The organism is Curtobacterium sp. PhB146 (assembly GCF_004342995.1).
GTDB lineage: Bacteria > Actinomycetota > Actinomycetes > Actinomycetales > Microbacteriaceae > Curtobacterium.
Window position 1 is genome coordinate 737,448 of sequence record NZ_SMBN01000001.1, and the last position, 14,401, is coordinate 751,848.

Annotated in this window: 8 protein-coding genes and 1 tRNA gene; 4 read left to right on the forward strand and 5 right to left on the reverse strand. The window is 63.4% G+C overall.

What is annotated here, in order from left to right:
- Entirely contained in the window at positions 1–1,362 is a 1,362-nt protein-coding gene (radA, locus tag EDF33_RS03670) for a DNA repair protein RadA (RefSeq protein WP_185021261.1), read from the reverse strand.
- 10 nt (positions 1,363–1,372) lie between these two features.
- Positions 1,373–2,338 carry an SGNH/GDSL hydrolase family protein gene (locus tag EDF33_RS03675; RefSeq protein ID WP_133938706.1) on the reverse strand — a complete coding sequence of 322 codons (966 nt, stop codon included), beginning with the start codon at positions 2,336–2,338 and terminating at the stop codon, positions 1,373–1,375.
- A 143-nt stretch (positions 2,339–2,481) separates the two neighbouring features.
- On the opposite strand from EDF33_RS03675, the gene EDF33_RS03680 reads away from it, so the two are divergent.
- Positions 2,482–2,571 (forward strand) — tRNA-Ser (locus tag EDF33_RS03680).
- A gap of 290 nt (positions 2,572–2,861) precedes the next feature.
- Here the strand turns inward: EDF33_RS03680 and EDF33_RS03685 are convergent.
- The 3 genes from EDF33_RS03685 to EDF33_RS03695 form a co-directional block, all read right to left on the reverse strand.
- Entirely contained in the window at positions 2,862–4,808 is a 1,947-nt protein-coding gene (locus EDF33_RS03685; RefSeq protein WP_132099311.1) for a hypothetical protein, read from the reverse strand.
- The gene (locus EDF33_RS03690; RefSeq protein ID WP_131844932.1) at positions 4,805–6,001 is read right to left on the reverse strand and encodes a hypothetical protein; all 1,197 of its coding nucleotides are present in this window, start codon (positions 5,999–6,001) and stop codon (positions 4,805–4,807) included. Before EDF33_RS03690 ends, EDF33_RS03685 begins: the two co-directional genes overlap by 4 nt.
- A 253-nt stretch (positions 6,002–6,254) precedes the next feature.
- A complete protein-coding gene (locus EDF33_RS03695) occupies positions 6,255–7,112 on the reverse strand; it encodes a hypothetical protein (RefSeq protein ID WP_131844931.1) in 858 nt (285 codons plus the stop codon).
- Positions 7,113–8,097: 985 nt separating this feature from the next.
- On the opposite strand from EDF33_RS03695, the gene EDF33_RS03700 reads away from it, so the two are divergent.
- From EDF33_RS03700 to EDF33_RS03710, 3 genes are all read left to right on the forward strand, one after another.
- Entirely contained in the window at positions 8,098–8,676 is a 579-nt protein-coding gene (locus EDF33_RS03700) for a helix-turn-helix domain-containing protein (protein ID WP_131844930.1), read from the forward strand.
- Complete coding sequence (locus EDF33_RS03705) at positions 8,676–9,917, forward strand: MFS transporter (RefSeq protein WP_131844929.1); 1,242 nt, start codon at positions 8,676–8,678, stop codon at positions 9,915–9,917. The genes EDF33_RS03700 and EDF33_RS03705 overlap by 1 nt, the downstream gene beginning before the upstream one ends.
- Positions 9,918–10,151: 234 nt before the next feature.
- A complete protein-coding gene (locus EDF33_RS03710) occupies positions 10,152–14,234 on the forward strand; it encodes an alpha/beta fold hydrolase (RefSeq protein WP_243649822.1) in 4,083 nt (1,360 codons plus the stop codon).
- Positions 14,235–14,401 lie beyond the last annotated feature (167 nt).

Sequence of the window (14,401 nt, forward strand, 5' to 3'; positions counted from 1 at the left end):
TCAGAACGCGCGGTCGAGCTCGCGCTCGCGAGCTGACTGCGTCATCGAGAACGCCACACGCAGTGCTTCGCGCAGATGCCCGGAGTCGGCACCGAGGACTGTCGTGAAGCCGAGTCGGCTCGCCTCGTTCACCCGTTGCTTGGTCCCCGTGGCCGGACGGATCTCGCCCGCCAGGCTGATCTCGCCCACGGCCGCGAGCGTGTGCGGGTACGGACGGTCCCGTGCTGCACTCGCCAGGGCCAGTGCGATCGCCAGGTCGGCGCCGGGTTCGGTGAGCTTCATGCCGCCCACCGTCGAGACGTAGACGTCGGCATCGGAGAGCTTGAGGCCGGCTCGGCGTTCGAGCACCGCGAGCAGCATCGCCACGCGTGAGGCATCGACACCGTTCACGACCCGACGGGGCTGCGGCGCGGAGCTCGGCACGATGAGCGCCTGGACCTCCACCGGGAGCGCCCGACGCCCCTCGAGCGCCACGGTCACGCACGTGCCGGAGACCGGGGTCGCGTTCTTGGACATGAACAGGCCGCTGGGGTCCGGGACTTCGTGGATGCCGTCGCCGCCCATGTCGAAGCACCCGACCTCGTCTGTGGGGCCGAAGCGGTTCTTCAGTGCCCGGACGAAGCGGAGCGCGGTCTGCCGGTCGCCCTCGAAGTGGCAGACGACGTCGACCAGGTGCTCGAGCAGGCGCGGCCCGGCGATCGTGCCGTCCTTCGTGACGTGGCCGACGATCAGGACGGGGAGGGCGCGGTCCTTCGCGATGCGGATCAGGGTCGAGGCGACTTCGCGCACCTGGGAGGTGCCGCCCGCGATGCCGTCGATCGAGCTGGACGAGATGGTCTGGACGGAGTCGGCGATGAGCAGGTCCGGCTTGACCTGGTCGATCTGGCCGATGATGACGCCGAGGTCGACCTCGCTCGCCAGGTAGAGGTCGTCGTGCATCGCCCCGGTGCGCTCGGCCCGGAGCCGGACCTGGTCGACGGACTCTTCCGCACTGACGTAGAGGACGCGCTTGCCGGAAGCGGCCGCCCGTGAAGCGACCTCGAGCAGGAGCGTGGACTTGCCGACGCCGGGTTCGCCGGACAGCAGGACCGCGGCACCGGGGACGACCCCGCCGCCGAGCACGCGGTCGAACTCGCCGATGCCGGTCTGCCAGCGCTGCACCGTCGTGCCGCGGGCCTCGGTGATGGGGCGGGCCGCGCGGGCCCCGGTGACGGCGACGGCCGCCGTGCCCCGGGTGCTCGCCGAGACCGCCGAGGAGTCCTCGACCGTGCCCCAGGTCTGGCACTCGCCGCACCGGCCGACCCACTTGACACTGGTCCAGCCGCACTCGGTGCATCGGTAGAGGGACTGCGGGCGCGCCATGTCGTCGAGGCTAGGCCGTGCCGCCGACATCGCCGGAGCGGTGCACCGGCTCGTCGGGCAGTGCGATCGACCCCGTCATCCGGTTGCGGATCCGTTCGACGGGATTCGGTCGGTTGGCGTGGTCGAGTGCCTCGGCACCGTCGGTGTCCTGCTCGGCACGAGCGTTCGCGACCGCCCCGGCCTCACGCCCGAGGTTCTCGGCCTCACGCGCCGAGAGGTAGTGCCGGATCGCCGCGACCGTGTCGACCCGGGCGTCGACCGCCGGCTCGAACGCGCTCGCCCAGACCTCGTACCCCCGGTCGTTCGGGTGGAACAGGTCGCCGTAGCTGTTGAAGAACGTGCGACGGACCCCGACCCGCTTCGTGATCGTGTGCAGCGGCGCCACGGTCAGCCCGAACTCGGCGGCCACACGGTGCACGATCTCGTTCGCCACCGCCACCTTGCGCTCACGGTCCGGCACGAACATGCACGGCAGCTCGGCCACCACGGCGTGCGACGGCACCGCGCCGTAGATCGCCCGGATGTTCCGCTCGAACTTGTCCGGGTCGAAGTCCGCGATGTCGTTCGCCCCGATCGACACCGTGCAGATGTCGGGTGTGTACTGCCGGAGCTTCGGCAACTGGTCGCGCTTGGCGCCCCAGGTCGTCGAGCCCGAGACGCTCAGGTTCACGACCCGCACCGACTCGTGGGAACGGTGCCGGATCCGTCGCGCCAACAGGCCCACGTACCCGCGGGACGGCACCGTCGCGCCCACGCCCTGCGCCGCCGAGTCGCCGATCGCCACGTACAGGAGCTGCCCCTCGTGCTGCTGTCGCTCGTGCCACCAGTCGGCGTGGATCGGCAGCATGTCGACCACCCGTTGCGCAGCCGCCCGTTGGCCCTTGACGCCGGCCCGGGCCCCGACGGCAGCGGCGCCGAGGACACCGGCCCCACCGAGGACGGACGTCAGGAGTGCGATGAGCGTGCGGGTCTTCATGTCGTGGACGGTACGCCCGCAGGCCGAGTCGACGACGTGGGCGGCCTGTGGGTGTGGGAAGAGCCGTGGGGGCGACCGCCTGTGGAGGGTGAGCCGACGTCGGGTGGCGTGACGGGCCTCCCGGATCGTGTAAACTCTTTCCCGGTACCGTGTCCGAGCGGCCGAAGGATCATGTCTCGAAAACATGTGTGGGGGCAACTCCACCGTGGGTTCAAATCCCACCGGTACCGCCACAGGGTTGATTGCAGGTCTGGTCTCCAGCATTTGCAGGTCTGACCCAACAGAAGAGCCCCCGGCTTCGGCCGGGGGCTCTTCTGGTTCTTGGGGGCTGTTCTATGCCCTGTTTCGGCGTTCGCTGAGGGCTCTGCGGACGTCTGCGCTCTCTTCGAAGCGTCTGCCGCTTGTTTTCCGCCGCGCCGAAGCACCCCGGACGCTCTGCGCCTGTTTTCGGGCGCGTTGGAGCGTCGGGGTGTGAGGGTCTTCGTGTCTGGTTCTGCCGGCGGTGCCGGTACGGGTCAGCCCGCTAAGCGGGCACGGGCGGTAGTTCTAATGGTTCCCAGGGCACCAGTTTCCGGGGTGGAGGGTTCCGCATGTAGCGCGTTTCGCCGTTCCGGTCGCGGGCACGCTTGAGGTACTCATCGGGCTGCTTTCGCGGCTGGGGTGCGCGGCCAGCGGCGGCTCGACGTTCCAATTCGTAGACGTCGTGTTCGAACTGGATGATGCGTCGCATGTTCGATGCGACGGCGAAGAGAGCGAGGGCGAATTGCTGCGCGGCGAGACCGTGCATGGGTCGGGCCATCGTGTTCTCGAGGTTGTGGTCCTTCTGGAGTAGGTCGTTGGAGGACTCGCTGCTGTTCCGGTCCGCGCGGTATGTGTCGAACCATTCCTTACTGCCGTAGCGAAGCTTCTGCCGCTGCTGCACGTGTGTGGTCGGCTTCACGGATACCGACTTCTGGCAGCAGACTTTGTAGTTCTTCTGCCGGTCGGTGATGTTCGCCGGCTGGATGCGAACGCGGTCGGCTTCCTCTTCGGGGACGGCGTTCTTCTGCAGTTCGCGGAGCGGGCAAGACGCTGTCGGGGAAGGGCCGGACGCGGGGCAGCTGAGGCGGAGCGGGCCGTTAGCTTTCTGCTCGTGAAGGATGAGTTCGTACTTCTCGAGCTTCTTCCGCGCCTTCCAGTACTCCTCGTTGGTGAGCTTGCCCTGCTCCCAGCGCTTCGTCGACTCGAGCAGTTCGATGGGGGTGGAGGGGCAGTAGTAGCGGCCTTCGACCATGACGGAGTTGCCGATGGCGCCGTTGGTGATGCCCTTCTGCCGGTCGACGTAATCCTTGACCACGGGGATGCCACGCGCGATGAGCTGCTCGTGGAACTCGTCTTTCAGCTGTGAGTAGCCGCGGTCAAAGCTCAACCGGGTCAGTTCATAGCCGCGAGCTTGCAGCGAGTCGAGCAGGGAGATGGCGTGACCGCCAATGCGCTTGTTCGGAGTGCCGAGGCTGATAGCTCGGATGAGCTGCGGCGCGTGCTGCTTCTTATCTGCTGTGGGGTCTTCGAGCACATCGATGATGATGTTCGCCATGTAGGCCAGCTCCCACTTGATGCGGGAGATGCGGTCTTCTTCGTCGGCGTTGCGCTTCTTCGCGCCCTTCTTCTTCGTTACCCAGTCCGCCTCCATCGCGCGGACGCGACGCGCCTCTGGCCGATCCGACGTCTGGTCGAGAGCGTTTTTTTGCGGGATTTCCTTGCCGGTCTTCGGGTCTCGCTTCCACCTAGCCATGACCGCTCCGGCCTTCACGCCGCTCTGGTCGATGGTCATGGAAGTCTTCTTCCGCCGGTACTTCCGGGCCTGCTGCTGCAGGGACATCTCGACGAGCGCGTTCATGAACCACTCGGCGCGGGCGTTCAGCTCGGCGATGAACTCCTGGTCGACGGCGGCCTCCCAAGCGATGAGGTCCTCGTACGGCATCGCCTTCCACTGGTTTCGTTTCGCGCCGTCGTTGGTGATGTACGGGTCGAAGGTTGCGATGACGCGGTGGATGGCGCGGTGGGCGATGAAGTACCAGTTGGTGAACGGGTTGTCGTAGAGATGACCGATGCCGAGCACTTCCCGGGCTTCGGGCGTGAGCCGATGCTGAAGCGCCCGCGCCATATCCCGCACGCGAACGGACGAGTGTTCGATGACGAGGATGAGCGCGATGGTGAGGATGACGGCGTCGTTGATGGCCGGAGCGGGTCCACCATTGCGCTTCCCGGCGCGTTCGCGGTTCCGTCGACGCCACACTCCAAGCGGCGGCAATACCTGGGACTGGATGACACGGTCGAGCCATGCTTGAGCGAGTTCGGCGTCGATGGGTGTCATCGGACCAGGGCCGGCCGCGACCTCCGCCTCCGTCAGGCCGCCCTCCCCAACCGTCCGCAAAACGTCAAACGTCGCGGCAACTGTGTTGTCCCACGTGTTTGCCAGGGCGGTCATCGCTTCCCGCCTCGAGCGGAACTGCGGGCTTCGGCGAGAAGTGCTGCACGGAGCGCCTCGAAGTTCAACGACGCCGCGTCGGTCGGGCTCTTGGTAACCGCAGCGGTGAGGTCCTCTGACGCTGCCGGGAGGTTGGGGCTGCTGGGCGGGAGGGCCTCGTACCGGGACTTCTTCCGCGGTCGCTTGGGCGTCCAATCAACCTCGAGCGTTTCGATACGTCGCGGCGAGCGCTCCTCCCCGTTGGAGGGCTCGCGAGCACCGTCGACGTGGGGTTCGGACGCAGCAATGCGCTTGAACGGAACCGCGGGGGCGCCTGCGGGAAAGGCGGTGCTATCCGTCGAGACCGCCTGCTCGACACGCTTGAACGGAACCGCGGGGGTGCCCGCGGGGAAGGCGGTGCTGTCTGTCGTGAGCGTCTGCTCGTTGCGCGTGGCCGACATGGGCCGACGCTCGTAGTTGGCGCCCCGGGCTCGGTCACGTGGGCGGGGTCGACCTTCGACGCGCTGTGCGTCGCCGAGCTTCTCGTTTTCGGGGCCGACGTGGTCGCGTAGCTGTGCTGAAGCGGCTTCCCGAGCACGACTGCCGTCCACGCCGGTGGTCTCGGACGTGGCTGCGACGCCGACGGCGGGGTTCCCGAGCGCGTCACGGAGCTTCACTGTGGCCGACGCGACATCGTCGCGCAGCTTCCCGTATGCGGCTCGCCAGGTGTCATCCCCGTAGGCGCTGAAGTTGTCGCCGGTGCTTTCCATGCTCGCTCCGTATGCGGCGGGATTGCGGAGCGCGGACTCCCACATCTCGTACTGCAGCGAGGCGTTGGGAAGGTAGCGACGGAGCGTGGTGACGTCGGGCATACCCGCGGCCTCCATCACGATGCTGGCAGGCAGCGTACGGAGCTGACGGAGCATCCACGTGTCGCGCAGCCACTGCGGGTTCGGCGCCGGGTGCGCTCCGCGGTAGAGAAGCTTGAGCGAGCCGGCGCGGGACTCCGCGCTGGAACCGTCTGGGAACAGCACGAATCGTGCACCGTCGGAGCGAGTGCCCGGTGTGTCGAGGTACCGGGCGAAGTCCGACAGCACCGGTACGACACGGGCGTTGCGCCCGCTGACACGGATGGAGTATCCGCCGGCGTCGGTGAGGACGTCTGCTTCTCGGACGGCGAGAGCTTCCTTGGTCCACAGGCCGGCTCCGCCCATGAGCGCGAGGACGGTGCGGGCCTGCTGTCGACGCTCTGCGGTGCGGTGCGCGCCAGCCCAGCTCTCGAGGTCGGCGAGTTCTGCGGCGGCGTACTCGTGGACCGGAAGTCCGCTACTCGGTTCCAGTCCGCGGGCAGGACGTTGACGGGACGGTGCGATTTTCGCGTTGGAGGGCCAGTGCTGCCTGCAACCGCTCGCCGCCGAGTACCTGGTGCCATGGCTACAGAAGCGGCTGAACGCATGGTTGCGAGCTCTAGCGATCGCGCACGAACGGCAGCACACGGTCGAGTGCTTCCGCCGATTGCAGCCCGGCGATACGAAGCAGCGTTTTCAAGGGCGTGCCAGCTTCGAGGTGACCGACGAGCCAGGTGGCTCGCATTCTTCGCGTCTGGATCTCCGTCGGTGGTGCGGTGCGGGAGACGAAGTCGGTGATGAGGTTGACGTTGCTGCCGCGTTGCTCGGCCCGGAATGCCCAGCCGTGACCGTTCATGTGCTCGGTACTGCGGCGAAGGCCCGCAGCCCATTCGGTCAAAACCGGCACTTCCCGCGCTGCGTCACCGCTGTCGGCGTGCACGACAAGTGACTCCCCGGTCTGCTTCACGTCTTCGACCCGTTGCCGGATGATTTCCGCTGCGGTGAGTCCCGACCCGAAACCGAGCGAGAGCAGCGCAGCTGCAGAGGTCCGTCGCTCATCTGAGGTCTGTGCCCGAGACCACCCTTCGAGAGCTGCTTGCTCGACGACTGTGTATGGCGTGACTGCGTCGGCTTTCCCGAGCGCTTTGAACTTGCCGGCCGCAGCCTCGCCGAGGAGCGCCTCGGAGACGCGTCGGAGGCGGGCGCGGATGGTGTTCCGGCTGGCACGGTTGTAGCCGGCGAGGTGATGGACGACGAAGCGGTTCACCATGTAGGGGTCGAACACGGCGGCGTCGGTGAGGGGTGCGTACTCGCTGCGGGTGAAGTGCGTCAGGCGCGTGACGGCTGGGTAAAGTTCCCGCGCAGAGTATGTGACGAGGGGTTCGGCTCGGGCGACGACGTCGTGCACGTATGGGGCGATGGCGTCCCAGTCCTTGGCCGGCAGCTGCGGACGGTACGGACGGGTTGGTTCAGCCATGGCGTTGCCGGGACTGACGGACCGTGCCCTCTACGCTTTGGGTATGGGTCGTCCGATGCGTGCGTTGCCGGTGGAGCTCGCTGACGCTCCGTGGCCGGAGGTGCCTTCCTCGGATCAGTTCGGGGAGATCGCTCGTCAGTTCGTCTTGAATGTTCGCGATGCGATGGCGGGGCGAAGCCTTCGGGCGGTTGCTGCGGATGCCGGTATTGGACACGTCACCCTCCAGCGGGTGCTTGCTGGTCAGGCGTGGCCGGATCTTGTGACGATCGCACGTCTTGAGGTCGGGTTAGATGCGGCGCTGTGGCCGAGGCATCCTGCGTCGTAAACCTGTCGTTGAACCGGTGCGCCATCTCGTAGAACGCCGCCCACCCCGCTGGGCTTCGCTCCTGCGGCTCCGGCGGGTACCAATCGCCTTCGACTACGGACGCAAGCTCCTGCATTGACGTCCACGTGCCCGGGTCATGCTCGTCGAATGTTGGGGGAGCGGGACGCGTGGGGAGGCCGCCCCGATGGTCATAGTCGTTACGGTCCGCGACGAACTCGAGCGCGAGGCGACGTAGGCGCTGACGGAGCTGCGCGTCGTGGCCAGCGGACGAGATGCTGACTTCTCGTGCGTCGAGGTCCAGTCGGGCGGCCGCATGTGGCCTGCCGAGAGTGACGACAATCGTCACGGCGGAGCTACCGGCGATCGCTTCTACTCGGACCCCTTCGGGCGGTAAGACAGATGTCGGCCAACCGAGTCGCGGGATCTCGCGATTCCGGGTCAGCGCGAGGAACGCCGTGAGACCGTCCGGCGGTGTGTTCATAAGAAGGACTGTGCTACGTAGGCCTGGCGCTGTCTAGACCCACGCAAGACCGGTTCATGCCACACAAGCGAAGGCGGCGATGGCGCTCCCGCGAGGTTCAGCATGCTTGCGACCAAGGTTTCACACCGAATCGCCAACTTTGCTTTGCAAACACTCCTTTGCGGATGTAGCCTCCTTCCATGTCAGCTGCAGAGCGCAACGCGATCAGCCCGGACGTGGCAGCTTTACGCGCCCTCTCTCACCCGACACGGCTGCGCATCTTGGCTCACCTGCGGATAGAGGGACCGGCGACAGCAACCACCCTCGCAACCCGTTTCGGCATCAATACAGGAGCGACTTCCTACCATCTCCGCCATCTCGCGCACCACGGGTTCGTGGCTGAAGACAGCAGTCTCGGTAATGGCCGGGATCGTTGGTGGCGAGCGTCAAGAACCAAAACAAACACCCGAGGGAGGAGGGAGGACCTCGATGCAGAGTTGACAGTCACAGATGGGTACTGGCAGGCGCTCGCTGCATTGCACAACGAGCGAATGCAAGCCAGTATCAACGACCGAGGCCTTCTACCTCCAGCGTGGCGATCGGCCTCCACGATCAGCGACTGGAGTTTCCGCCTTCCGCCTCAGCGGGCTGAACAAGCTATCGAGGCCGTGTTTGCCGTGCTCGCTGCTCTCGAGGATAACGAAGAGGACACAGAAGCGGAAACCGTGATCTTTCAGTTCCAGGCATTCCCGATCAACGCGCACTTGGAGTTTCCCTGATGCCTGTGAGAAACAAGGCGCTTTGGGGCCTAGTCGCCGCGAACGCAGTCTCCGCCAGCGGCACGCGACTGTCGCAAATTGCTATCCCTTGGCTTGTGCTCACCAGTACGGGATCGGCCTCGAAGACTGGGATCGTCGCATTCGCTGAACTCGCACCACTCGTATTGGCGCAGACCTTCGGCGGCCCCTGGGTGGACCGACTAGGGCCAAGGCGCGTTGCTGTCTGGTGTGATGCCGCATCCGCCCTCTTGATCGCCATGTTTCCTGTTCTTTACGCTGCAGATGCCCTCAGTTTCCCGGCAGTGATTTGCATCGTGGCAGCATGCGGCTTTTTGCGAGGCCCGGCAGACGTCGGCCACCACGCCATGGTTCCGGACATCATCAGAGGCACGAAACTGCCTGCTGAGCGCGTTACTGGCCTCATTGGGACTACCGACAATTTGGCGGGCCTGGTCGGTGCGGGTGTCGGCGGCGGAATTGTCGCTGTCCTCGGTGCTGCAGACGCCCTAGCCCTAAATTCAGCCACTTTTCTGATCAGCGCTTTGATACTCCTTTTCGCCACCAACTCACTCAAGTCACCTTCCTCGCGGGCAGGTGACAAGGCGTCAGGCAGCACTGGGTCCTACTGGAGCAAATTGCGTGAGGGCTTCGCCTATCTCCGGTCGGATCGCCTTCTCCTTGGCGTGATCCTCCTCGTCGCGGTGACGAATATGCTCAATCAGGGGTACTCAACCGTGCTGCTCCCAACATGGGCGAAGGAAAGTGGGAACAGTGCTGCAATCATTGGTGTTCTCGGTGCCTGTATGGGCGGATCTGCACTGCTAGGTGCACTTCTAGCAACGTGGTGGGGGCCGAAAATGCCGCGCTTCACTATCTATATGATCGGATTCCTTTTAGCTGGGGCGCCGCGTTGGGTAGCGCTTGCGCTAGGACTCCCAGTTCCTGTCTTGATCGGCATTACTCTGCTGGCTGGTTTCGGCGCAGGGTTCCTTAACCCCGTCCTGAGTGCGCTCCAGTTCGAGCGCATCCCCGCGGATTTGGTCGGTCGAGTGAGCGCGACGACCCTCGCAGTTTCATGGGGACTGATGCCGCTTGGGGGGCTCCTGGCGGGCTTCTCCGTCACGCTGACCGGAGTGGGTTCCGCGCTGCTCCTGTTCGCGGCAATCTACCTTCTGGCGACTATGGCACCCGCATTTCTTCCCCAGTGGCGAGGGATGGGGCAGCGCCGTCCGGTCACCTGAAGCTGAAACAGTGCTCAGGCGTTCGAGGCCAGCGGCATCGCCTAACAGACACACTGATCAGCCCGACCCCTCGGCGGCGGAGAGAAAGCCTTGATGTTTCGCTCCCAGAGGTTGACGTGGGCCCGGAAATGAACTTTACTCGGTCAGTAGCGGCGCAACCGGGGCATCAACGGGGGTTCCCCCCGCGCGCTGAGTAGGGGCAAGAGCATGACTCTGACAACAGTGACGTTTCCTATGCCATCACGCGAGCGTCAAGTACTCCTTGCGGACAGGCGAGCGGAGACGCGCGGAGCATATGTGATTCCACTGGTATACCGCTTTCCAGGATTGCTAGAGCACGATCGAGTCCGGGATGCTTGGTTCGAAACTCAGATGGCGCACCCGGCCCTCCGGACGCGATACGACCTTGAACATTCGGATGGCTTGAAAAGCGTCGAAGATGCTATTCAAGTTGACAACTACCAATTTTTCGTTTCCCTGGATGAGGGGAAAGACCTGAAGCGTGTTGTCGAAGGGTATTCGCTGGCGACACTTCGCCCTGAAATCGGTGACGTTTGCCGTCTTACACACGTGCAGACGGGAACTCAGACAATTCTTGTGTTTGCTTTCCACCATGTAGCTTTCGACGAGGAGTCAATCCGACTTTTCGTTTCGTCCTTCGAGGCTTCGTTTGAGGGCGCACCTGCGGATGCGGCGGCAGATGGTGGTGATCCTGAGAGTGGTCCCGTCTTGTTTGCACCACGGCTCACGCCTCTGGCGGGCATGGGGGACAACTGGCTACCTCTATCACGGGGCCTCGCTCGCGATGGAACGGCTCATGCATCAGCGGGTCGACTAACTTTCGAAGTGTCTGCCGAAGACAACGCGCGCATCGCGCAGCTTCGCAAGCAGTTTCACGTCGGGCCGTTGGCGATCATCGGGGGAGCCGTTTGCGCAGCCCTTCTTTCCTACTCGAATAACACCGAGGCACATTTCGTCTCGCCGGTGAGTCGTAGGAGCAATAAAGAAAACAGCGTAGGCTATTATGTAGATCTTCTTCCCGTAAGGTTGAACCCGGGCAAAAGTAGCACTTTCGCGGGCGTATGTGAGCAGGTGCAAGAGCAACTTCTCGAGAACATAGACGCCGATCTCGAAGCTGCCCTGACGTTTGTGCAGGGCGAACGGCGGACGGCCGACCCTTCGAGCACGTACACACAGGTCACGGTGTCGCTGCACGCGGGAGGAGAGCGTCCTCTTCATCTTGATGGAATGGATGGGGCTCCGGTCGATGTGGCTCCCAAGATCGCCAAAAGCCCTCTAGCGGTACATGCCGAAGGTGTGGCGGTCGAGGGTGCCGGCTTCCGGGTCTCAATTGAATATGACCTTTCTGTCATCTCGGCAGATGCTGCAACGACGGTAGCAAACGATGTCGAGCGGGCGCTCAAATGTATGGTTGAGGATTTTCTTCAACCCCTCAACTCATCGGGGATCGGACGCTCAGTTGGGACGGCGCCGATGCGGAAGAGGTCCCGTCGAGGCCCACGCGCGGGAGGAGTTGATAGCTCCGGATCGAACGCCGCTTCTGCGAAGTCAATCGTCCGAGTCTGGGAGTCGACGCTCGGATTGAAAGGATTGGGGCCGTCCGACGACTTCTTTGACGTCGGCGGTGACTCGCTCAGCGCTGTCTCGATCGTCGGAGCGCTGCGGCACAGCGGGTACGACGTTTCAGTCGTTGATATCTTTCAGCACAGGACGCCACTGGGCATTGCGGCGAAGATCGGCAGCCGCGACCGCGCCGAATCTGCGGTGACGGCAAACGTGGCCTTTAGTCAATTGCTCGCTACCGACGTAGAGCGCCTTCCGCCCGATGCAGTGGATGCTTATCCGCTGACCAGCACGCAACTCGGAATGGTCATCGAGAACCAAGCGGATCCCGTCAGTGCTCTATACCACAACGTAACCGCCTACTCGATGCGGGACAGTGAACCGTTGAACGAACGGGCCTTGACCGCCGCCGTGGCAGCAGCGGTAGAACGACACGAGGTGTTACGCAGCTCAATCCATCTGCGTGACTACTCTGAACCTATCCAGGTCGTGCATGACGTCGCGGAAGTACCGCTGACTTTCGAGTCCGTAGCGGCTTTGTCGTCCGAATCCGGCGAAGACAGGGTGAAGCGATACATTGCCGCTGAGCGGGCCACGCCATTCGCGGAGGGTGAATATCCCTTAATTCGGTTTCACGCGATACAGGAAAGGTTGCAATGGCGCCTCGCGTTCACTGAGTACCACCCAATTCTAGAGGGCTGGAGTCTTCACGCGCTCTTGAACGAGATCCTAGAGGATTATAGAAGGCTGCGCCGCGGAATCGTTCCGACGAGGCCGAGTCCTGCCTTCAAATTCTCACAGTATGTAGCCCTCGAGAGGGAGGCGGCTGAATCCCGCGATCAGCAGGACTTTTGGCTCCGGTCAAGTGAAGGCTCTGCTGTCAGTAGAACACCAGAGGGCTGGTCGTCCGAGGAAGATGGTTATGAACAGAACTATCTTGACCTTTCCGAATACGTCGAGCCATTGCGCGCACTGGCAGTGCGACAATCAGTCTCAATGAAGACGGTATTCCTGACCGCCCACATCGCGGTGCAGGCGGTTCTGGCTGGAGAACCAGACCGCATTTCATCCGGGCTAGTGTGCGACACAAGGCCTGAACTACCGGGCTCTGAATCGGTGCTTGGACTGTTCGTCAACACTGTGCCGTTCGCGGTTGAGGTTGCCGATGCTTCCTGGTCCTCGCTTCTTCAGCGAGTAAGGCAGGCCGAGATCGATGTTTGGCCAAACCGTCGATTTCCCTACGGAAAGATTCTCGCTAAGCAACCAGGGTTGCGACAGGGAGACGTCCTCTTTGCCTACTTGAATTTCCGCAATATGGATCGTTCGATGGCGGATCCGGACGGCGGACTAGACGAGTCCCCAGGAGAATTTAACCTCGAAGTTACGGTTCAGGGCCGTCAAATGTGTCTCGCGGTGAACAAAAAAACAGTTTCGACGGAAGCGGTAGAGATTCTACGCGCGCTTTACCTGGCGGCCTTCGACGGGTTGGTCCAGGACGTGAAGGGGTCTGCGGTGGGGCTAGCGGATCGGGTTGCGCTACGAACCCCGAAGTTCATGTCGGTAGCCACGACGAGTCGACATGGTTATGCAGTGCCACGAGGCGTTTGGGGTGTCAGCGTGCCAGATCTCGATTCCGGCGCGATTGTCCGGCAGCTGGAGACACTGGGCGGCGGAATTCGGTCGCTCGAAGGGGTACCGAAAGGAATGAGCCGACTAACTGACTCTCATTCAGAAGCGGGCGCGGCAGATTCGGTCGAGGAGATCAGCAGGGTTCAGCAGGAGATCCGTGCGATCTGGGAGGCCGAACTCGGCATACGTCAGGTGGCGGTGTCGGACGATTTCTTCGAACTAGGCGGTTCGTCGCTGCTGGCGGTGCGTCTCCGTAGCCGGATTCAGCAGGACTACGGAGTAGCGATCTCCATCCCGAGGTTCTATCAAAATGCGACTCCCTCGGGCCTCGCGTCTCTCGTTGTCGCTAGTCGAGGTCAGCGGAGACAAGAGTCTGATGGAGACGGAGGCCTCTTCAACTTCGAGTCGATCCTCGGTCAGCACACAGATCAGGGTACCGTGGAGAAGAAGACCGCGGTGTTTATACACCCGGTAGGCGGTACCGCCTACTGCTACCGGCGCTTCGCGGAAGCTCTGAGGACGGACTTCAATAGCGTTGGAGTCAACGCCGAAGAATCCTTCGATAGCGACCTCACCGACGTCGAAGTAATTGCAGCGCAGTACGTCGCGCGTCTCACTGAACGCGGCGTATCCCCAGACCTAATCGTTGGATGGTCAGCTGGTGCCCTTATTGCGCTCGAGACAGCACGACAGTATGCGCGGCGCGACGCTTCCTCGATTCCGCCCCGCGTGATCTTGGTAGACCCGCCGTCCCCGCGCGCACAGCCAACAGCGTCGGAGAGACGCGTTGCCGAGGCGTTCCAGCTCATGATAAATGGTGACCGTACGTCGGAAACACCGGCGAGCGGGGCGAATGTGGATGCGAAGGCTCTTCGATCCACACATTCGAGGATTTTCCAAGCAGCTCGACGGTACGAGTGCGATTCGCTTTCCGCGGTCCGCGTGAAGCTTGCACTCGCTTCTGACAACCCGTACGGCACAGAATGGACAGGACTGGGGCTCGAAGAAACGGTGACCCTAAGTGGCGGGCACTTCGATGTTTTTGACGCCGGAAATTTAGACCTGCTTACTTCACTTACAAGAGAGACGACGGAGCACCTATGAGCGAAGAATCGGAACTCCTGCGGCGGCGTGCGCGGGAGGCGCTTGCGGAATGCTTGGGTCCCACGACGGACCTCGACTCATCTGATTCCCTGTTCGAACTCGGTGCGTCGTCGCTAGACATCTTACGCATCGCCCACGCTTTGACTTCTGTCGCTGGAAAACCGATT